The sequence below is a fragment of the Microvirga vignae genome, from assembly GCF_001017175.1.
Taxonomy (GTDB): domain Bacteria; phylum Pseudomonadota; class Alphaproteobacteria; order Rhizobiales; family Beijerinckiaceae; genus Microvirga; species Microvirga vignae.
In genome coordinates this window covers 26,754-48,269 of the sequence record NZ_LCYG01000021.1, presented here as the reverse complement: position 1 = coordinate 48,269, position 21,516 = coordinate 26,754, and the positions used below count along the sequence as shown (strand labels likewise).

Here is a 21,516-nt window from a genome sequence, read left to right as displayed (position 1 = left end):
ACCTGACGTTTCGTTCGTCTTGTTTAGTCATCGTCATCACTGTCCCCAGGTTCGGGCAGCTTCTTCTTGCGGATCGCCTTGATGGCCTGCCAATGGCCGGCCTGCGCCGCCTTGGCGAGCCACTCATTTCCATCGATGCTGTTCTGGTCAGCCGACGGCGGACGATAGCGCAGAGCCAGATGGTACATGGCGGCCGGATGACCATTCTGCGCAGCCTGAAGCAGCCACCGTTCAGCTTCCTGCGGCTTTGCGTCTGTAGCCACTGCATTCATGCGATAGAGCTCGTACAGCGCATCCTGCGCTCCCATGCGGGCCGCCCGTTCGAGCCAGGACTGGGCAAGAGCCGGATCTCTTTGCGTGCCGAACCCCTTCTTGAGCGCTCGCGCGACTTCGATCATGGCCTCGGGCGACCCGCTTTCCGCAGCGCGCAAGAATGAAGCGAACGCACCTTCAGGGTCGATCGCGGCTCCCATGCCCGAAGCCTTCGCATCTCCAAGCTGGAGCCTAGCCATCATCAAACTGGCCTCTCCAGCCTGCGCGAGAAGACGCTCAGCCTTGGCGCCATCATGAGGAACCCCGCCTCCATAGAGATAGGCCATGCCGAGGTGCATCTTTCCTTCAGGATCGCCATTTTGTGCAGCCAGGGCGTAAAACTGTGTCGCCAGAGCTCTATCCCGGGTAACGCCCTCCCCTCGAACATAGGCATCGCCCAAGGCGAGTAGAACCTTCGTGTCGCCAGGCTCGTCGTTGTAGATTTCACGATAGAGAGCAACGGCCCGTTCCGGATTTTTCTCGATTCCATTCCCTTCACGATAGGCCTTCGCAAGCACGAAGCGAGCATTGTCATTTCCGAGCTGAATGGCCCGCCGGAGCAATGCTTCGGCCCGATTTGCATCAGGCTGAACGCCTATGCCTTCCATCAGAGCCTGAGCAAGGCTCGTCATCGCCTCCGTGTTATTCTTGCGGGCGAGAGACTCAAGAACAGCAGCACCATGCCGCGCTGTGCCGGGATCCTTCATCTGCAGAAGCGCAATGCGAACCATCAATCCGTCGTTGCCGGAAGCTCCCTTCTCCGCAGCAGAAAGCCACCGGCGGGCTTGATTGAGCTGGTCGGCTCCTCCACTCAAGTACAGCTCGGCAAGTTGCAGAGCAGCCTCGGTATCCCCTGACTCGGCAATCTTTCTCAACGCGGATTCCGCAAGGGCCCGCTCGCCCCGTGCGAGATAGAGTTTTGCCAGGGCAATGGAAGCACGCGTATCTCCCGCTCGCACGGCCTTTTCAAGAACGTCCCGAGCAAGATTGAAGTGGCCTGGCCCGCCTGCGCGAGAGTAGAGGGCGCTCAGTTCCACCATGGCAGGGCCGCTGCCTGCTGCGGCGGCACGGCTGAGCCAGGTGGCGGCAAGGGCATAATCCTGTGGAACTCCCTGGCCCTCGCTATACATGCGGCCGAGACGTATCATTGCGGTCGAGATGTTCGCGTCGGCACCTTTCCGGTACCATTCCAACGCGCGGGAAATTTCTACGCCGTCGGAACGCAAGGCGTAATAATCGCCAAGGCGGATCAGCGCCATCGTAGCTCCACCTGCGGCAGCCTTCTCGTACCAGCGCACAGCCTCTGAAGCAGATGGCGCAACACCATTCCCGTTCAGAAGAGCGTCACCTAGGCTGATCGCTGCTTTCACATGCCCAAGCTCCGCGGCGGCTTGAAGCCGCGCGATAGCCGCCTTTCGCATAGGTTCAGTGGCGGCATCAGGATAAGAGAGGACCGTGCGCGCATATTCATAAGACGCCGTGGCATTGCCCTCGATCGCCGCCTTATCGAAGAGCGCGATGGCTCGCGGCAGGTTACGCTCAATGAGGTCGCCATTGCGAAGCTGCCTGCCGAGAGCAACAAGCACACCGGGGTCGTCGTCGACATTCTGTAGGGCTTCAGTCAGAAGCGATTTCGCCTTCTCGCGTCCCTCGCTCCCCTGCTGGCTGTAAATTTCAGCCCCCAGCAACAGCGCACGCGATTCCTTGGTCTCGAGAGCTCTGTTCAGCCAGAGCTCTGCCTCGTCCACTGGAACTCCGAGCGTGCCTCCCTTGTGCGGATCCTCCGCCAGCACGAGTGCTGCCTCCACCAATCCGCCATTGGCTGCCTTCTCGAAAGCAGATCGCGCCTCCTGCGGCTGATAGAGAGTAGTTTTAGGATCCAGCCTCATGCGACCGAGGCGCAAGGATGCCTCTGGATCGCCGAGATCCGAGGCGCGGCGATACCATTCGAGCGCGACACTCAATCGCTCAGGCGCACTGTCACTGGTTGCGCGATAATGATCCGCGAGCGTCTTGGCGGCATCTGCAGATCCCTGCCTCGCATCCTGGAAGAGAAGTCTCAAGCCTTGGGTGGCAAAGACATTTGCCTTCGTCGCATCGCTCTCAAGCCTTGCGAGGGCCAGACCCGCAGGACCGTGCCCCAAACGCAGCGCTACCTGGTACAAGCCCTTTGCAGCTGCAATATCTCGGGGGACGCCGGCGCCAGCTTCCATCAGTCCTGCCAACAGATAAGCCGCCTCGCGGTTCTGCATGGCGGCCGCGCGGCGCAGGAGTTCGACAGCACGCTCGCTCGAAGCTTGCTCCTTATCGCGAACGAGCAGCATCTTGGCCCGCCGAACCGCGGCGGATGGCCAATGCGGGCCTGGATTAGCAAGGGCGCGTTCCAGAAGGCGTTCAACCTCAATCGGCTGAGCTTTGCGTAAAGGATTGATCTCACTGATCGGCAGGCCAAATTGGAGGAGCTGCGCCTGCTCGACAAAGGCTTCCTGATCCTGGCGCTGGCGCAGCTTTTCAATCTGCTCCATCGCTGACCGGAAGCTGCTCCGCATCTGCGTATCGGGCGCAGTTTGGGACCATGCCGACCCGAAGGTCAGAAGAACCGTGGCGGAAAATGTGGTACTGAGCCAGAAACGTTTCATCATCCGCGCCCCCAGATGCAGGTCGCGTTGCCGCCGGCGAACTCATCAATGAGCGGCCGATCGTTCTTGAGGCTCCGCATGAAGAGATTTCTGAGTCTGCGCGTGGCAAGGCCCGTACGATCACGCGAGACAACCGCCTCCGTCCACGCCATGTAGTGGCGGCCGTGACTGCGCTTGGATAGGAAACCGAGATCGGGCTTTCGAAAGTCGGACTCGCCACCCGGAATATAATTCTCCGCTGCATAGGCAAGAACCACATGTGGTTCCGTGATGCCGTTGAGCGTGTAGGAAAGAACGCGATCGAAGCTGATGCCGCCTTCATTCAACCCGTAAAGATCCGTCCCTCTCGTAGCTGCAATTTCTGCCATGACCGTCATGCTGGAGAGGGATTGGCGCATATACCACAGGGCGCGAGCACCTCTACGGGTTTCAAGAGGCAGACTCCCATCAGCCCGTGCCTCCGAGAGAATGGTGCGGTAGCGATCAATGCCTTTGGCATAGAGATGGTCATCGCCTGTCACTGCCCCCCAGGCCATCAGCACACTGTCGGTCAGGTAACGATGATTGTTGTGATCAACAGATCCGTCAAAATTGTAATCGACCTTACGGACAAGAGGGTCAATCCAGCTGGCAATAATCCGCCGCTGCTCATCGTCCAGGCTGCGCTGGATGACAGAGTATCCGACCACGGTTGGCAGGAGCACACGCTTCAGAGCATAGTAGGCGTCGTTCTCGACTTCCGTTTGCGCAAAGGCATTCGCCTTCGACCAGGTTAGAAGAAGGTCGCGCAAAGCAGTCTCGGAGGCCATGTCGCCTGCAAGCGCGCGACCTGCCAACACCATTACAGCCCAGGCGTAATCATTGGCAGTACCATCAGTCCCATAACCTTCAGTCGCTTTAAGACCCATGATCGGCTTGAGTGAACTCCACGATGCGTCCCGTGGTATCGAAAGGCAAGCCGCGCGAATACTGGCAAAGGCCGGCTGTGAGAGAGCGATGCGGCGTTGCTCCACGTCAAAGACACCGGCCGGTTTCACTTGGGCATAAGAGGATCCCACAGTCAGAAGATTCAAGATCAGAAAGGCAAGGATTCGTTTCATGCCGGCCCCTAAGTGCCTTGAGATGTGTTGGAGAAGGCCTGCTGCTGCACACTGCCGTCCGTCGTTGTACAATCCGCTTTGCCCTGCGGGTCGAAGATGTGAAGGTCAGCCCCGCCCTCGAAATATCCCTTCTCGCGAAGATGACAGGCGGTGGCAGGCCTCATAGGTCGGCAAGTGCTTGCAATCAAAGTGCTGATCTTGGAAGAAGTTTGCAGAACCTGCCCTTCCAGCCCACGCAAGTCGCCACCGAAAAGGCGGCGAGATTGCTTCACGAACCTGTTGGAGAACATCGCAATGCCGGAAGCACCCTCGGCATTGACGCCGACCCCATTGGACGAAAACTGGTTACGCCTTAGGGAAATACTCGTTACAGCGTCATAAGGATCAAGCCTGAAGTCCCGCGTTTCGCCACTCTTCGTTTCGAGGAGATTCGCCACATAGGCGTTGACCCCTGAACCTCCATTTTTCTCGATCCGGTTGTCATAGGCACTGATGTCGAAACTATTTCGGATTTTCAAGCCGTCGCGCTTGTTGGCAAGAAGGTGATTGTTAGTCATCAGATTACAGGAGCTCTCGAAAAGCGTGATGCCGTCCTGAGCATTGTTGAACGCAGTGTTGGCGTGAATGACGTTATTGGAGCTATCTCGATCGAGCATGATACCAGATCCGACATTGTCGAAAGTCAGATTTCCGATGATCCAGCTTTCATCCACTTCACGCGAGATAATGATGCCGTGCTTGGCCTTTGTCCCATAGGTTGTATTGAAGGCAATGGTGAGCTTGCGTGTGCGGTCGTGAGGATCGAGTCCGTAGATGACGTTGTCGACATACTCGTTGCCGATGATGTGAATATTTTCAGCTTCATATGAGTAGAAACCGAAATGCGAGTTTCGGAATACGTTGTCCACCACATAGCCTGTCGCATATTCTTGGTCGCGTAGTTCAGCGACACGGACCGGTCCCGATGAAAAGGAAAGCCCGAAGGACTTGGAGTTCTCGTAGCCCAACGCGGCCAATACCGACCCCGCTACGTTCATGCGTCCGTCGCCCCAGCTCAGGAGGAAAGGGCGAAACTCGTGGATTTTGCTCTTGTCAGACCAGGCGATCTGGCCTGTCTTCTCATCGTAGCCGACAATCTCCGCGTCCACGACGTGCAGCTCACCGGCACTAGCAATGAACGCCCCTGCATTTGCACTGAAGCGATAGACGGGCATATCCAGGCGCGACAGAATGAGGCGAGCCCCTGGAGCTACGAAGACCGGCGCACGGAGAGTAAGGATATCACCATTGACAGCCACCAGATCCTGATCCTGTGTCCCACGCAGCTGGCGGGCGATCATCCCCAAAGTCGCAACGCCGGATTGAACGACAACGATGCGCGGCGTTGGAGTTCCCTGGTAGCGAATCGCTTGTTCAAGACGGGTATTTCCGCTTGGGCCTTCATCCAGGAACTTGGAGATATAAAGATTGTAGTTTGCAAATGTTACACCGGCGACAGATCCTGAGGGCCACGGGGCGATAGCGCGGATGTCAGCGACCGTAGCAAAATTCCGAGGCAACGGAAAACGACTGGAAGTGGATGTCTCATTCTCGACTTGCGCAAGAACGAGACCTCGACGAGTCCTCCTTTCATGCGCGAGCTCATTCTCCGCAGAAGTTTCCGGCGGCAGACTTTCTGCGGTGTCGAGACCTTCTTGTGTTTCCTCTTTGGCCGGACTGGAGAGAACGGCCACCTGCGCCTCGGCAAGACGGCGGAAGGCAGATCCACGTGCTCTATCGTCCTCCATGGACCGGATGAGCTCAGATGCGAGAATAACGCCCCCCGGGAGGCCAACCAGGTCCAACGCGATCTCCAGCTTATCCTGATCGCTCATCTTTTGGCTGAAACTGCGTTTGAGAACAGCATCCGGGAGGTTGCTACGTTTCTTCTGCTCGACAGCCTGTTTGCCGTCCGCCTTGGCGATTGCCTCGTCAGCGCGTGCGCGGAACTTGTCGTCGATAATACGCTGCTTCAACTCACCTGCACGAGCTTTGTCCCCGAGATCAGCGAGAGACTTTACGATCGTGTAATATGCCTTGTCTCGATCGAGCTTCTCTTGAACCTCAGCAATCCGAATGGCCTCGCTGAGAGCCTCTTCGCCGGTCTTCGCTTCCCTTTTCTTGCTCGCCTGACGCGCAATCTCAACCCAGGATTCGACTTGGTACGCTTTATCCTCAATCTGCCTGGTGAGATTAGCTGCGTCAGTGAACTTACCTGATTGGGAATGCGCCTTGGCAACAGCTGAGAGGATACGGCCGCTGTCTTCCGGATCCGTGAGCTCACCAACGATCTGCAAAGCCCCCGCTGCATCGCCCGCTTGAGCTTTTGCCCGGCCGATCCCGCTCAGAGCATGAGAACGATCTTCCTTGTGCTGGATCTGAGGCAGCAAACGCTCAGCCTCCGCAAGACGATTGCTTTCGGCGAGGCGTTTGGCCAGATCTCCCAAGGCCGAGGAAGTTTCCGACCCAGGCTCTAAACGCTTGATATGGTTCAACGCATCGTCAAATCGATCAGCGCGCGTCAAGGCTCGGACTGCTTCGGGCCAAATCGCGGCTTGCGCAGCCGGATCCGATTTTTCAGCGCCTTGCAACGCTTGAGAAAACAGCTGCTCAGCCATGTTGCCATAGCCAGCTCGCTCCAACTCACTCGCGAGAGCTAGCTGCGCCGTGATTTTCGCTGCACTGTCCTGCATCGACTCAAGGAGACTGGCCGACTGCAAGGGAACTCCCTTGGCGATCTGCCCCTTCACGATCAAGGCGAGTGCCTTTTGCTGATCACTGGGATTGAAGAAGCCCTGAGCGGTCGCGACAGCTGCTTCGAAATCCTGGCGCTCAAGCGCAGCAGTCAGGAGGTCAGCTAGAAGATCCTCTTGCTTGTCGCCGCCGGGAAGGGCCAGGGCAAGCTGGAGACTCCCATCAAGATCTCCTGCACCAAGACGTTTGCGGGACTCAGCCTCCAGTTGCTCTTTCGAGGCCTTCTGCCATGGAGTGCCTTTCAGCTCCGCAAGAGCAAGATCTCGCCGGGCGTAAGCCCGATCCCGAGGGCGTGGAATAAAGGTGATGGCGCGTTCCGCAAGCGAAAACCCCGTCGGACCAAGATCGGCGGCAAGACGGGAGATCGCATTGTAAGCTCCCGATTGCTCTCCCGCTCCAGGGATCGTTTTCGCCGTGTCGAGAGCAAGAGTGGCATAGCGCAATGCACGATCCTGCACATCAACCTTGCTGTAAGCCTGCCCGATCTCGATGAAGGCTGCAGCCCTGTACTCAGGCGCCCGCTGTTCGCTGGCAAGCTGGTGAAGCGTCACGCCGAGTTCGACCCGCTCAGCGCTCGGCTGGGTGGTCGTGAGATCAGACAGGGACGCCTTCAGCAGGAGCGCACCCAGCATATCATGGTTCAACCCGTCATCAGCGAGACGAACGAGTTCCGCCCGCGCACCATCCCGCAAGTCGGCGGAACCTGAATTCTCCGGCCCCGCGAATTTTTCAAGAAGTCGAATGCGGGCTAAAGCCACCTGATAGAAGCCCGCCCTCTGCTTCGACCCTGCTCCCTGCTCCGCCGAGAGAAAGGCTTGACGGGCTTCTTCAGCGATACGGGAGACCTCGTTGGCCTCCTGAGCCCAGACGCCTGAGCTCAGGAGCAATGAAATGAGGGCGACAGATGCTGACAGGCGACGGCGGCGATCAGCTCGCAATAATGCGATCATATTGATCCTCCAGGCGCACGATATCGTCCTCGCCGAGATATGCTCCGCACTGCACTTCGATCAGATGCAGTTCATCGTCGCCGATATTCTCCAACCGGTGAACGTCTCCCTTCGGAATGTAGACGGACTCATTCGCCGTCATCACGAAGATCCTGTCGCCGACTGTAACGCGTGCTGTTCCGGATACGACCGTCCAATGTTCAGAACGATGGTGGTGATATTGAAGCGACAAGCGCCCCGCGACGTCGACAATGATATGCTTGACTTGGAATCCCTCACCGACACGAAGAGACTCGTACGATCCCCAAGGCCTACGGACTTTGCGATGAAGATTGGCCTCAGGTCGCCGCGCCGCTGCCAGTTCGCTCGCAAGGCGTCCTACATTCTGAGCCTGATCGAGAGAGCCGACGAGCACGGCATCCGCAGTGTCGACGACAACGATCTTCTCAACACCCATGACGGCGACGAGACGTGAATTGCCATGCACATAACTATTGCGGACATCGTGGAGGATAGTGTCACCGCGGGCGACGTTCCCATTACCGTCCTTTGAGCCGACATCCCAAAGAGCTGACCAGGAGCCGAGATCACGCCAGTTGGGTGATACGGGCACGCAAACGAGACGTTCGCTCTTTTCCATCACGGCATAATCGATGGAGATTGCAGGGGCTGTCTCGAAATCGGCAGAAAGACGGATGGTATCATTGCTGCGATGAGCCATCGTCACAGCACGCCGAGCACAATTAATTACATCAGGAGCATATTCCTGCAACTCCTCCATGATCGTGCGGGCAGTGAACATGAAGATGCCGCTGTTCCAGAGGTGGCGCCCTCCTGCGAAGAGCGCTTCGGCAATCGTCCGTTTCGGCTTCTCGACAAAACCAGCAACCGTGAAACTTACGTCATCGAAGAAATCGCCGATTTCGATGTATCCAAACCCTGTCTCGGCATGTGTCGGCCGGATACCAAAGAGAACAATCTGTCCTTGGCGGGCAGCCTGAGCAGCCTGAGCGACGGCATCTGAGAAGATTTCTGCCTGTTCGATAAGGTGATCACTGGGAGCAACCAGCATTAGGCGGTCAGGATCCTCCTCCGCGATCAGGGCGGCGGCGGCGGCAATTGCGGGCGCCGTGCTCCTAATCGATGGCTCGACGAGCAGACGAACGGGACCGGATTTCAACTCACCGATCTCGCGAAGTGCAAGATCACGGTGATTGTTGTTCACGATGATGAGTGGTTCTGCATAAAGTTCTGTACTGAACCGCTGAACAGTTTGCTGGAAGAGGCTTCTTTCGCCTGAGAGCACGTGAAATTGTTTGGGCTCGCCGGCGCGGGAAATCGGCCAGAGGCGAGTTCCGGAACCTCCACACATCAGAACCGGAATGATGTTATCCATGATCAATCTCCAGAATATCCCTTGTGCTGCGCAAACATTATTCGAGCATTAGCCACGCCCTCATTTGAGAGTGGCGATGCGTCTGTCGTCGGAAGACTCAGGTTGTTTAGCTACTTTTTGCGTCTCATCCTGCTTGTCACCCGAGCGGAAAAGCGAGGCGATTTTCGCTCCGGCCCAACTCACGCTGGCATTCACCTTGCCGGCTGCCGTACCGAGCGTAGATCCTGAGAAAGTATCGAAGATAACGGAGACGGGCTGCCCAATCGCCGTATCCTCCAACTCCCGCCCAGGAGACAACTTCACGAGAAAGCGACCCGCGCTGGCGTCAGTATCGGAGTAGGTTGGCAGAGGTTCAATTCCTACATCGCGCACAAGCGTTCCGTCTGCGTACTCAACGACTGCTCTGGCGCCACGGTAGAAGCGCAGAACATCGCTCTGAGGAATGCTGGCGGTGATATACGGAGTGCTTGTTTTCTCACGAAGGACGAGGATTGGCGCCCCCTCGCGGACAAAGCTCGACGGGCGATTGTAACGAGCTTGGATGGCGCAGTCACAGGGGCTGTCGATAACGATGCTGCTGCTGCCTTGTGGGCCTTGGATCGTCAGTAGCGGCTCGCCTGCCTGCACCTCATTGCCTGCCGCAACGAAGGTCAATTGGCCGCTCGAGGGCGCCGGAACCGTGACAAGATCCGCCGTAATCAAAGCCGACTGCGCTGGAATCATGTACATCTTCTGGAACACGCCCGTACCGATGAAGCCGAGAAGCAGTAGCGTGATGCTCACAATGGCCCCATATCCTGCAATGCTGCGGCCGTGATAGGCCATATTGGCAACCAAGCCCTGGGGTTCAGGGCGTTGGGGCACTTCCCGTGTCTTCCCCTCATTTCGCCTTGAGACGACGTCGAGCACGTCCCCAGCCTCTACTACTTCGCCCGAGAGATACGCATCGAGAATAAAGCGAAGGAGATTGTGCTGGCGCGGGGATACATCCACGAACCTCATGCCAACTCGGCCCTGATCCTGGTTCACATAGCGAACCTCTGCTCTTACCGGCAGAGTCAGTTCGTAACCGTTGAACGGGAAAATCAGTACGAGCTCGACAATGTCACTTGGGCGAGCATCGACTACGCCGATTCTGACGCCCATACCGCCAACCGAGAGATCGATAACAGAGACGGGCATTCCACCATGAAGGCATCTCACGGGCAGGCGATAACGCGGATGCTGGCGTTGAACCTCAGCTTCATGCGTAATCGTCGACATATTGTGTTTCTCCATGCAGAAAGCGCGATTTAAGGGAAGAACAGCAGGGCTCTAGGCGTTGGAAGCACGTCGACGCTCCACGCCAAAAGAGCGATGAATGCGGCCAGAGAAAGAGTGTGCATGTAGGTGGACATGAAGTCGCTCGCGATGAGAGATCGCTTTGTTCTCCGTGCTCCTGATGTCGTCTTCTGGCGCGTCCATTTCTGGCGGTCCAAGCGAAACGTGATGTGGACCTTCATCAGCGACCCGAAGATCTGATTGAAGTAGAGAAGGAACGGATAGAATACGGATACCCGCGGGCGCGACGTGAGAAGTGAAAGGGTCAGCACGTAGCGCGAAGTGAGAATCCACAGTGCATAGAGTAGGAATGCGTACTCGCTGACAAAGAAGGTGGCGATCATGGCCACTGCGAACCCAACAAGGGATGTCCACATCGACATGCGTTGGTCCAGGATGGCCCACCATGTAAACCAACCGATTTTTTTCGGCCTCAGTGCCAAGGCGCGCGAGTTGGTTCGCAGCATATTGCCGAACCAACGCACCATGAGCATGGCAGCAGCCGAGATGAAACTATCGGCCGGCGGATCCTCTACGGTCAGAACCACTACGTCGGGGACGTAGATCATCTTGTAGCCGTTGCGGAGCAGCCAGAACCAACTCGACTTGTCGTCGCCCGTCAGGAATTTGAAGCGACCCAACCGCCAATGATCGATGTAGTCCAGCTCCACTTGGCGGATGAAATCCGGATCGCTGACGATGCTGGCGCGAAACATGGCCATGCGACCAGTCAACGTAAGAACCCGCTCCGACAATCCCATGGAAGACATGAGTGTGTGACGTTGGGCAAAACGAAGCGCATACCATTCCTGGAAGATGCGCCGGCCTCGAACCTCGCTGATCTCATCCGTGGTGAGTGCACCGACTTGAGGGTCTAGTTGAAAGAAGCCAGCACACTTTCGAATAAGATTCCGTGGGATGATGCTGTCACCGTCGATGACGGCGACAACATCGTCTTTGGAAGGGCACCGACGGGCAATGGCTCTGAAGCCATAGGCAAGCGCATCACGCTTGCCCGTACCGGCAATCCTGACCACCACTAAATCAACTTTGTCTTGGTCTGGGCAGATGCTGCGGAAAATTGCCTTCACCAGTCTCTGGTCAGCTGTCTCGACGATGGAGGCAACGACTGTCACTTTTCCTGGAGCCGCAAGAGCAGCCTCGAAAGCTGCCTTATAGACCAGCGTCGTGACGCCCGAGTCGATCCGGAAGGTCGTCACGAGCAGGTAGGCATTAGGAGCCTCTTGCGTAACGAGCGCATCCGCTGCCTCCCGCATATGCGGGAACATCCTCTTCCGGTAGACCAGTGCACGGGCAAAATGCAGCCCTCCCCACCCGTAACGCCAGATCGCCAGGAAGCCGACCGTACCGATGAAGCCGCCGCCGATCATGCCATATGCTTCCACGGGCAATTCGGCAGCGAAGGCCGCTACGGCAACGACATAGAGCATATGTGCCCATACCGACTCCGAGAGTCGGGTTCTGCTGGGGCTACCAGCAGATTCCCTGATAGAAATCACCTGAGCACCTTGTCTGGTCGATACGAACGAGGTCGATGAGCGGACGACCGTCATCAACGACGTCCATCAAGCGCGCGGCTTCAGCACGATTTCCGAGAACAAAGACTTCGGCGTGATCAACCACTTCGTCGATGTTGGCCGTCAACAGCGACGCGAGATGCGGCAGATGAGAACGTACAAACTGGAGATTGGCACCAGTAAGCTTCGAGACCTGAATATTCGGGTCATAAATCCGAATGTCATAGCCACGACCGAAGAGACGCTCGGCAAGTTCCACGAGTGGGCTCTCGCGCAGATCGTCCGTCTCTGGCTTGAAGCTCAAGCCGATGATGCCGATGCGTCGCTTCCCTGTCGCAGCTACCATGGAATAGGCGCGGCGCAACTGCTCTTCGTTTGCCTCCATGGTTGCATCGAGGACAGGCGTTGGAACCTCGAGCTTGCGTGCTGCAAAGCGCAGCGCCCGCAGATCCTTGGGCAGGCACGATCCGCCGAAAGCGAAACCAGGCTTGAGGTATGCCTTGGAAATATTGAGGCGTGTATCCGCGCACAGAACGTCCATGACGGCATGACCATCGATACCAGCCGCCTTACAGATATTGCCGACCTCGTTGGCGAAGCTGATCTTCAGTGCATGCCAGGCATTATTGGTGTACTTCACCGCTTCGGCCGTGCGGATTGATACGATTCTTGGCTCCACTTTAAAGATCTTGTGTAGTTCCAACAGACGGTCGACTGTGGCTTGATCGTGACGTCCGAAAATGATGGCACCGGGATCGTAATAGTCTGCGATCGCAGTGCTCTCTCGTAGGAACTCGGGATAATATGCTACGCCGAAGCCGACGCCTGCTTGGCGCCCCGATGTCCGCTCCAACGCAGGCAGGATGATGCTTTCCATCGTACCCGGCAGAATGGTCGAGCGCATGACGACAGAGTGGAAGGAGTTCTTCTCTCGGATGGCAGCACCGATCTCTTCCGCAGCAGCGGTAACAAAGCCTGTATCGAGCGAGCCGTTCGGCCGAGACGGCGTCCCTACGCAAACAAAGGAGAGATCAGAGCCTTGAATGGCCTCACGGACATCACTGGTGGCTTTCAGACGCTTGCTGCGAATTCCATCCTGGATCAGTCCATCGAGGCCCGGTTCGACAATTGGGCTGACGCCTGCATTCAGAGGTTCAACTTTCTGCGGATTTGGATCAACAGCGATGACATTATGGCCATCGTTGGCCAAGCATGCGGCCGATACGGCTCCTACATAGCCAATTCCAAAGACACTGATTTGCATTAGGCTGTTCCCGATGAACAACAGTGAGATCAAGGCGCAAAATTCAGAGGCGCCGGCACAGTCCAAATAAATACTCTCGGCACCTGCGTTTTCTCGTCACTATTTCGGCTGGAGAGATACCCCCGAGGGATTAACTGGAGAACTACTCCCACCAAGGGGCGATTTAACTCGAAAGAATTTGAAACCTTTTTGCTGCAAAGCCTCTTGCGCAGAACTATGCTTGGACCCTGCCGCACATTGCCTCACAACAAGGCAAATCCCCCGCTCAAGGTGCAGCTGGTTCTTTTCTGCTACGCTTACCCGAAGCAGGAAAATTTACCGGCAGTATGCAGCGAGACTCCGGCAGGATTCTCAGAAATTTTGCCTATCGGGTTATAGTTCTTGGATGATGCCTTTCCACTTTTCCATAGAAAATCAAGGCATTAAAAATCCATAAGTCGTTTTGCTGGAATTTTTATTTTTAGAACGCCTTATCGAGCAGCTATTTCTTGTCACTTGTAGGATCATTAAAGATAAATTTGAGCGTTCGATAACATTCGTTGGCGCAGTCTTTTTATGCCAATGACAAGCATACCTCAACTCTTCATAGTCCAGCTGCGCTAAGGTGCTACCTCCAAGGCGCAATCGATAGAAAATTGTCCTTCGCTATATCAGGAGTATTCAGCAAGGGACTCTCATAAATGCCTACAGTCATCACCGTTGCCCCGCCAACCGGAAACGCTCAGAAGGACATGGCGGCCATCGATGCCGCCATCAAAGCCGCCAACGCCGAGTACATGAAGAACCCCGAAGCCGGCCAGGTCACTGTCAAACTAGCGGCCGGCATTTATGCCGTCACAGGCGATCCGGCCAATGCCTCCAAGGGCCCCGTCGAACTTCTTTCTGGTGTCGCACTCGTCGGCGAAGGCCAGGGCGAGACCGTTATCAAGCTCGTTGACGGATTCAACTTCCGAATTAACGGTATCGTGCGAACCGCTCTTACCGATGTCTCAGATGTTTCGGTCTCTAATCTGACGATCGATGGCAACCGCGCCAACAATACGGGTCATCAAGCCGGATTTATCTGCGGTGCGAAGCCCGAGGAGGGAAAAACCCAATCCGACATCACACTCTCAGGCGTTGAAATCAAAAACTGCACGGCCTATGGTTTCAACCCGCACGAAGTCAGTACGAATGTGACGATCGAGAATTGCGTCGCTCATGGAAACGGGCTCGACGGTTTCGTGGCAGATGCTGTCGTCGGCGGGACTTACAGGAACAACGTATCCTACGACAACGATCGTCACGGCTTCAACATCCAGAATGCCACAACGCAGCTCACACTGGAGAACAACAAAGCCTACTCAAACGGCTCTGCAGGGTTGACCATCCAGCGCGGCGACGTGCCGCCGGAAGACGGATCACCTTTTGTTTGGGTTAGTGATATTCAGGTCATCGGAGGCGAGTATTACGGGAACACGAAGGAGGGCATCCTCGTCAAGCTGTCAGACGATGTGATGATCGACGGTGTCAAGGTGCACAGCAACCTACGCCAAGGCATCCGGATTGAGGGCTCGACCGACACTATCGTCAAAGGGAGCTTTATCTACAACAACTCGCAAGAGGCGGATAACACCTATGACGAGATCAACATCCGTCTGAGAGACGACACCTCAGTCACGGGAAAGATTTACTATTCAACCGGCACCCAGATCTTCGACAACAACATCTACTCCGATGGTGCAGTCAACTCGCGCTGGGGAGTCCGGGAAGAGCCCACCAACGACGACGGTGGAGCGACCGGAACTTCCGTTTCTGGCAACACTTTCCATGGCTCGGATGCAGGAGCCGTTTCTGTGCCAGGGCAACTAAACCCGGTATTCGGCAGCGCCAATAACGATACGCTACCAGGCACTACCGTTGGCGATGAGATGCATGGTCTTGGGGGTAACGACACCTATACCATCAACCATTCCACAGATAAGATCATCGAGCAGGCAGGCGAAGGCACGGACGACCTCGCACAATCCTGGATCAATTATACGCTCAACGACAACGTCGAGCACCTGACATTGATGGGAATCAATGCCATCAATGGTTATGGCAATGCACTGAACAATCGGCTGACGGGCAATGCTGCCTCAAATGTACTGAAGAGCTACGGCGGGGACGACACTCTCATCGGCGGCTCAGGCGCTGATAGTATGGAAGGTGGCGACGGCAACGATACCTATTATGTCGACAATGTCGGCGATATTGTCGATGAGAAGGTCAATAGCGGCCTCGGCGGCATCGACACGATCTATAGCAGTGTCAACTACTCCCTTTCTATCAAGGATCAGGCTGGGCTGGATCAATCAATCGCAGTCGAAAAGCTGATTCTGACAGGATCGGCAATCGTCGCAAAAGGCAATAAATCCTCAGGCAATAATCTGATCGGGAATGCCCTCAACAACACTCTCGATGGCTTGGCGGGCGAAGACCTCATGGAAGGCCGCTTCGGCGACGACACTTATTATGTCGACGACACAGGCGACTTGGTGATCGAAAATGCCAACGAAGGCAATGCGGACCAGATCCTCACCACGGTGAATTATACTGTGTCGGCAAATGTCGAGCATATCAGCGCTATCGGCACAGGCAGTGTCATTCTCACGGGCAATGAGCTCAACAACAGGATCACCGGCAACGCCGCTGCGAACACCCTCAGAGGCGGAGCTGGCCACGATACACTCAATGGCAGTCTGGGGGCTGACTCCATGGAGGGAGGCGACGGCAACGATGTCTACTACGTTGACAACCTTAATGATCTTGTTGTTGAGAAACCGAATGGTGGCCTAGGTGGCTATGACACTGTATATAGCAGCATCAACTATGCTCTGGGCGCCGATGTTGAGAGGGTGATCCTGTCGGGATCAGCCTCTCGTGGAACCGGCAATGCTCTCTCCAACACTGTGGTTGGTAATGCCCTCAACAATGTGCTCAATGGCGCCGAAGGGGCAGATCGTATGTCTGGCGGTAGTGGCAATGACAGCTATTACGTTGACGACCGCGGCGACGTTGTCATCGAAACCTCGGCCGCCGGCGGCACCGATTTAATTCGGACAAGCGTGAGCTATGTTCTTTCAGCCTACGTCGAGAACATGTATGCCATTGGCAGTTCTGCAATCTATTTGGTTGGAAACAACCTCAACAACACGCTAGTCGGCAATACTGCCAACAACACGATCAAAGGTAGCAGCGGCCACGATAGGTTGTATGGCGGCGCAGGGAATGATCTTCTCTATGGAGGAGTAGGGAATGACATTTTCGTCTTCAATACGGCTCCAAATAGTTCTCTGAACAAAGACAAGATCATGGACTTTGATGCAAGGTATGACACGATCAGACTGGAAAATGCTATCTTCAAATCCCTGAAGTATACAGGCACACTGAGCTCTTCTCACTTCGCCATTGGATCTGGCGCTAAGGACTCGAACGACTTCATTGGCTACAACAAGAGCACGGGTGACGTTTGGTACGATTACAATGGCAGCGCGGCAGGTGGCAGAACGGTCTTTGCCAATATCGGCGCCAATGAGACGGTCACCAATGCCGACTTCTACATCATCTAAGGAAGTGACTGACGAGGGCGGCTCCGGATTTGCGGAGCCGTCTTTTTCTTGAACCAAGGTCTCTCTTCAAGGCTCAGGCACACATTGCAGCATGCTCGCTCAGTCAGCTCACTCTGCCGCTTCTTTTGAGCCCGCCGCGAAAGCATGTTCAGGGCTTCAACGGGAGCCGAGAGCGCCATAGCAGCGTAGATGTAGCCCTTGGGCGCGGGCACCCCGAAGCCGTCTGCAATCAGGGTCATGCCGATCATCAGCAGGAAGCCCAGCGCCAGCATGACCAGTGTGGGATTGGCCTGGATAAAGCGCGAGAGCGGATCGGCCGCAAGGAGCATTACGGTCACGGCGGCAAGCACGGCGATCACCATGATCGGGACATGATCCGTCATACTGACGGCCGCAATGATGCTGTCGATGGAAAATACCTAGTCAAGCTAGTCAAGAATGAGGATCTGCACGATTGCAGAGGCGAAGCTTATACCGGCCTGCTTGCTGTCGAAGAGATCCGGTCCACGGTCCGGATCGACATTATGATGGATATCCTTCGTTGCCTTCCAGACAAGAAAGAGGCCACCCGCAATCAGGATGAGATCCCTCCACGAGAAACCGTGTCCAAAGGCCGTGCATAGCGGGTCCGTGAGCTGGACGATGATTGCAATCGTTCCCACGAACCCTCACCGCAGGATGAGGGCCAAGCCGATGCCAATGCGCCGGGCTTTAGCTTGCTGATGTGCAGGCAGCTTGTTGGTGAGGATGGATATGACGATGAGATTGTCGATACCGAGCACCGCCTCCATGACGGCGAGGGTTGTCAAGGCCGCCCAGCCGGCCGGGTCTGCAGTCAACGCGATGATTTGATCCATCAACCCATCTCTTGTGGATCTCTTCCCTATGTTTTGTCACTGACAAGCTTATGCAAGGAGCGTTCAGTGTCTTCGTTGCCTTTGACAATCGATTCTTCGTGAATCTCGATTCATGGAACCAAGACAGCCCGGGCAAGCGTTCCCTCTTCACGGAACTGGGAGATTGCCATGGAAACACGGTTGCATCCGATTGGAGCCTTGAGCTTGGCCTTGGGGCTTGCTGCAGCCGCGTCATCCGGCAACGCACAGCCGGCGCGGCCCTGGGTCGATCCCCCTTCCGAGGCGGGTGCGTCGGCGCCAAGCTCTGCCCCTGCTCCCGCAGCTCCTGAGGCCAAGGCTGCCGCCCCACAATCTTCAGCACCTCCAGCAAGCACAACGGCAGCGACCAACGTCAGCGAGAAGAGCAAGGAGCCGGCCCAGCGACGTTCCGAAGAAGCCTCTTCGGCGGGGGAACGGAAGCCTGTTGCGAAAAGCTCTGCCCAAAGAGCTGCGACCGAGCGCAGAGACCGCAAACCTTCACGGGAAGTAACGACGGCCAGGAGCGAGCGTCAAAGGCAAGTGAACTCGCGACGTGACATAGCGGAGCAGACGACGCGAAGCACCCGGGCGGCCAGAGTGCGTGAAGGTCTCAACTCCGGCCTTGAGGTCATGACCCTACGAACCATCGAGTTTCCAGACGGAAGGCGCGTTCAGATTCTGACGAAGCCTCAACCGGGTGCCATGTCGGAGCTTCTCGACGCGCCGGAATAACAGCCCGTCCCTACCTTCAGGCGCACCCCAATCTGCGCCTGAAGGTAGATCAGGCGCGTGCCTTCTCTGCTCTCGCCCTTCCGTTATCAGAACGAGAAACAGGCAGGGTTGGCTTGGCCGCGCCTTGGGCGCTCAGCATATTGCCCAAGGTACCGAGAAGATCTGCGATCTGTTCCTCAGGAAGTGCGCGGGAGAACAAGAAGCCCTGCATCTCGTTGCATCCCGTTTGCGACAGGAAGAGCTTTTGATCCTCTGTCTCCACGCCTTCCGCAGTGACCGTCAAACCCATGGCACGGCATAAACTGACGATGGCAGTCACGATTGCGACGGACTCGTCCTGCTCGCCGAGGTGCTGCACGAAGGAACGATCGATCTTGATCTTGTCGACCTCGAAACGACGCAAATAGCTAAGACTGGAATAGCCCGTTCCGAAATCGTCGAGAGCAATCTTGAAGCCTTCCTGTCTCAGCATCTTCAAGGCGGAGCGGGAAAGATCGCTATCATCGAGCAGCAGACTTTCGGTGATCTCGAACTCGATGCGGCGCGGATCGGCTCCCGTTTCGCTGACAATCCCAATGAGGCGCTGAGCAAGATCGCCGGAGCGGAACTGGACCGGCGAGAGATTGACGGCGATCGTCAGATCGGGCCACCGGTTCGAGGCAAGGCAGGCTTGACGCAGGACCCATTCGCCCAACGGCGAGATCAGACCGGTTTCCTCAGCAATCGGAATGAACTGATTAGGCGCGATCATGCCGCGGGCCGGGTGATGCCAGCGCACGAGCGCCTCAAGCCCAATGATGGATTGCCCTCCCACATCAATCAGCGGCTGGTAGAAGAGTCTCAGATCGTTGCCGGTCACGAGAGCCGCCCGTAACTCCTCCTCGATCGTGCTGCGCACCTTCACGATCTCATCCATGACTGCCGTGAAGATCCGGTAAGAATCGCGCCCTTCAGCCTTGGCTTGGTAGAGCGCAATATCGGCCTTGCGCATGAGGTCAACGCGCTCGGAGCCTGCATCCGGCGCCAAGGCAACTCCGATGCTGACGCCGACGAAGGCTTGGCGACCTGCGATGTCGAATGGCCGTCGGACTGCATCGAGGATGCGCGCGCAGATCGTTTCGACATCACCGCGACCGGCTATGCCTGTCAGAACGATAGCGAACTCGTCGCCGCCGAGACGCGCAATGATGTCGCTACCGCGGAGAAGTCCGAACAGCCTCTGGCCGAACTCCCGGACAACACTGTCTCCAGCATGATGGCCAAGCGTGTCGTTCACATGCTTGAAACGATCCAGATCGAGCATGAGGACAGCCAGCGGCCCTTCCGGTCCTGCACTGGCAAGAGTCCGATCAAGGCTGGCGTCAAAGAGCGCGCGGTTGGGCAAACCCGTCAGGACATCGTGAAAGGCAAGATGGTGAGCCTGCGCCTCGCTGGCTCGTAATTCGGCAATCGCTTTTCTCAACTTCGCCATCGAGCGTCGCAGCGAATGGGCGAGCAAGGTCATGACGCCGATGATCAGAACACAGACGACGGTGATGCTCGGGCTGATGACGCGCAGAATGGTCGTTCCCGGCAGCTCCGGCCGCCAGATGAAATAGCCGATCAGATTGCCCTCATCGGATCTGAGGGGCACGCCGACTTGGCCCTCACCGGGTTCGTTCACCCGTGAGAAGCGTAAGCCTTCGATCAGGTTCTGCTGTGAAAGCTGTCTCAGGAAGCTTCCATCAAGAAAGCGCACACTGACCAGCAAAAATTCAGTGCCAGGCTCCTGAACAAGATCGTCGTTCTCAGGCACGATCTTCATGGCGCTGACGGCTGCCGGCCTGCCCTGCAGTTCCAGCAGATGCGCGTCATGCACGGCCCGGCCGCTTGTCAGATAGGTCTCATCAACAGGGCGCTCAGAATGCCCGAAGTGAGAAGACCGGGTGTCGCCACGAAGCCCCTGGATGAAACTTGCGAGGCTTGGGCGAACTTTCTCGAACTCTTCGATGGCCACGCGGATGCCATCGATCGTCACGTCGACGGGTTCGTTGCGTGAGTTCAAGATGTAGATGCGATCCTGGCCAAAAGTCACGTGCAGCCAGCCGCCGATATTGGCATCAAGCCATTTCTCATCGAGGGGAGACTTGCGGAGCTCAAGAACGGTTTCGTTCCAGACGGCAACCATTTCCTGCTCTTTGGCCAGTTCGCCGACAATCGCCCGTATACGACGTTCGGTGGTCCGTTGCTGGCGCTCCATGGAAATTTGGTCGCTTTGGCGAACAGCCCAGAGCAGAGCAAGGGCTGCCAGCACGAGTGCAGCGGCCGTGCTCGCTGCCACCGGCAATAGGACTCGCATGGAAAAACGCCAGTTCAACTGGTCCAAAGAAGAAATTTTGCGCAATGGCTCAGCGCCTCGACAGAAATACCTTCCTCACAGGAAGGCAACATTATATAATGTTATTACATGATTAAATGCAATCGAAGTTGCATTTCTGCAAAACTGTTAGGCTTAAATAAAAATAATCCGAGCAGGGGCACGCGGTCGGAAGTAATGCCGCAACTGCCGGCTGCGCCTCTTTCTGAGGAGAGCATGAAGGGTGAGCCTTTTAAGAAGCCCAAGCTTCGCAACAGGGCTACGGAAGTCCAGAAGCTGAAGCGTCGCTTTCAATCGTTCTCAGGGAGGCACGGCTCTGATCAGCGCTTTCCCTAACTGAAAGCTCCCCCTGGCGTATCCTGGTCGTGGAGGTCACCCTAAGTGCGTTGGCGACTTGGGCATTCTATGCCTGGGTCTGGAACTCCAACCTCTGGCCATCGACGCAAGTCCTGCTCGAAGCCGACTTGTCCATGATTGCACGACGGCCCAGCGCATCGGTGCGGCACCGCTCTACAAGGGCTTTTTAGGGTTTCGATAGCGGCTCGATGCTGATCGCGACGGGATTGCCTGTGAGCCCTTTGGCCTCTAGAGCAGGATTGATCCTCTCTTTGCCTCCCAACAGCCCTTACCTCCATTGCTCTTCTTGAC

10 protein-coding genes and 2 pseudogenes are annotated in these 21,516 nt (G+C 56.4%); 3 read left to right on the top strand and 9 right to left on the bottom strand.

Features of this window, described 5'->3' with window-relative positions:
* Window positions 1-23: 23 nt before the first annotated feature.
* Genes AA309_RS09655 through AA309_RS31845 form a run of 3 tightly spaced genes read right to left on the bottom strand, consistent with a single transcriptional unit; the run spans window position 24 to window position 7,395 of the window.
* Window positions 24-2,954 carry a tetratricopeptide repeat protein gene (locus AA309_RS09655; protein WP_047188800.1) on the bottom strand — a complete coding sequence of 977 codons (2,931 nt, stop codon included), beginning with the start codon at window positions 2,952-2,954 and terminating at the stop codon, window positions 24-26.
* The gene (locus AA309_RS09650; RefSeq protein ID WP_047188799.1) at window positions 2,951-4,051 is read right to left on the bottom strand and encodes an alginate lyase family protein; all 1,101 of its coding nucleotides are present in this window, start codon (window positions 4,049-4,051) and stop codon (window positions 2,951-2,953) included. Before AA309_RS09650 ends, AA309_RS09655 begins: the two co-directional genes overlap by 4 nt.
* Before the next feature lie 8 nt (window positions 4,052-4,059).
* Complete coding sequence (locus tag AA309_RS31845) at window positions 4,060-7,395, bottom strand: right-handed parallel beta-helix repeat-containing protein (protein ID WP_160310433.1); 3,336 nt, start codon at window positions 7,393-7,395, stop codon at window positions 4,060-4,062.
* On the opposite strand from AA309_RS31845, the gene AA309_RS35140 reads away from it, so the two are divergent.
* Window positions 7,384-7,551: a hypothetical protein gene (locus tag AA309_RS35140; protein ID WP_160310432.1), complete on the top strand. Its 168-nt coding sequence runs from the start codon at window positions 7,384-7,386 to the stop codon at window positions 7,549-7,551. The two genes, AA309_RS31845 and AA309_RS35140, sit on opposite strands and share 12 nt — an antisense overlap.
* Window positions 7,552-7,771: 220 nt before the next feature.
* Here the strand turns inward: AA309_RS35140 and AA309_RS09640 are convergent, their stop codons facing one another.
* From AA309_RS09640 to AA309_RS09620, 4 genes are read right to left on the bottom strand one after another with little or no spacing between them, the layout of a single operon-like run.
* Window positions 7,772-9,190: a mannose-1-phosphate guanylyltransferase/mannose-6-phosphate isomerase gene (locus tag AA309_RS09640; RefSeq protein ID WP_047188798.1), complete on the bottom strand. Its 1,419-nt coding sequence runs from the start codon at window positions 9,188-9,190 to the stop codon at window positions 7,772-7,774.
* A gap of 60 nt (window positions 9,191-9,250) precedes the next feature.
* Window positions 9,251-10,453 carry a PilZ domain-containing protein gene (locus AA309_RS09635; RefSeq protein ID WP_160310431.1) on the bottom strand — a complete coding sequence of 401 codons (1,203 nt, stop codon included), beginning with the start codon at window positions 10,451-10,453 and terminating at the stop codon, window positions 9,251-9,253.
* Window positions 10,454-10,482: 29 nt separating this feature from the next.
* Window positions 10,483-11,961 carry a glycosyltransferase gene (locus AA309_RS09625; RefSeq protein ID WP_047188795.1) on the bottom strand — a complete coding sequence of 493 codons (1,479 nt, stop codon included), beginning with the start codon at window positions 11,959-11,961 and terminating at the stop codon, window positions 10,483-10,485.
* A gap of 40 nt (window positions 11,962-12,001) precedes the next feature.
* On the bottom strand, window positions 12,002-13,312 hold the full coding sequence (locus tag AA309_RS09620; protein WP_047188794.1) for a nucleotide sugar dehydrogenase: 1,311 nt from the start codon (window positions 13,310-13,312) through the stop codon (window positions 12,002-12,004).
* 680 nt (window positions 13,313-13,992) lie between these two features.
* Between AA309_RS09620 and AA309_RS31840 the strand changes: the two genes are divergently transcribed.
* Entirely contained in the window at window positions 13,993-16,905 is a 2,913-nt protein-coding gene (locus AA309_RS31840) for a right-handed parallel beta-helix repeat-containing protein (protein WP_052954603.1), read from the top strand.
* Between the two features lie 116 nt (window positions 16,906-17,021).
* Here AA309_RS31840 and AA309_RS09610 read toward each other — a convergent pair.
* Window positions 17,022-17,762 (bottom strand): annotated as a pseudogene (locus tag AA309_RS09610) (TerC family protein); the annotation flags it as partial.
* 799 nt (window positions 17,763-18,561) lie between these two features.
* On the bottom strand, window positions 18,562-20,850 hold the full coding sequence (locus tag AA309_RS09600) for a putative bifunctional diguanylate cyclase/phosphodiesterase (RefSeq protein ID WP_084731036.1): 2,289 nt from the start codon (window positions 20,848-20,850) through the stop codon (window positions 18,562-18,564).
* Window positions 20,851-21,406: 556 nt separating this feature from the next.
* Here AA309_RS09600 and AA309_RS37630 point away from each other — a divergent pair.
* Window positions 21,407-21,457: pseudogene (locus AA309_RS37630) on the top strand (excalibur calcium-binding domain-containing protein); the annotation flags it as partial.
* Between the last annotated feature and the right edge of the window lie 59 nt (window positions 21,458-21,516).

Bases quoted from the DNA above. Each gene is read 5' to 3' on its own strand.
- AA309_RS09625 (WP_047188795.1), bottom strand. From the start codon at position 11,961: ATGCTCTATGTCGTTGCCGTAGCGGCCTTCGCTGCCGAATTGCCCGTG.
- AA309_RS31840 (WP_052954603.1), top strand. From the start codon at position 13,993: ATGCCTACAGTCATCACCGTTGCCCCGCCAACCGGAAACGCTCAGAAG.
- AA309_RS09640 (WP_047188798.1), bottom strand. From the start codon at position 9,190: ATGGATAACATCATTCCGGTTCTGATGTGTGGAGGTTCCGGAACTCGC.
- AA309_RS09620 (WP_047188794.1), bottom strand. From the start codon at position 13,312: ATGCAAATCAGTGTCTTTGGAATTGGCTATGTAGGAGCCGTATCGGCC.
- AA309_RS09635 (WP_160310431.1), bottom strand. From the start codon at position 10,453: ATGTCGACGATTACGCATGAAGCTGAGGTTCAACGCCAGCATCCGCGT.
- AA309_RS09600 (WP_084731036.1), bottom strand. From the start codon at position 20,850: ATGCGAGTCCTATTGCCGGTGGCAGCGAGCACGGCCGCTGCACTCGTG.
- AA309_RS09655 (WP_047188800.1), bottom strand. From the start codon at position 2,954: ATGATGAAACGTTTCTGGCTCAGTACCACATTTTCCGCCACGGTTCTT.
- AA309_RS09650 (WP_047188799.1), bottom strand. From the start codon at position 4,051: ATGAAACGAATCCTTGCCTTTCTGATCTTGAATCTTCTGACTGTGGGA.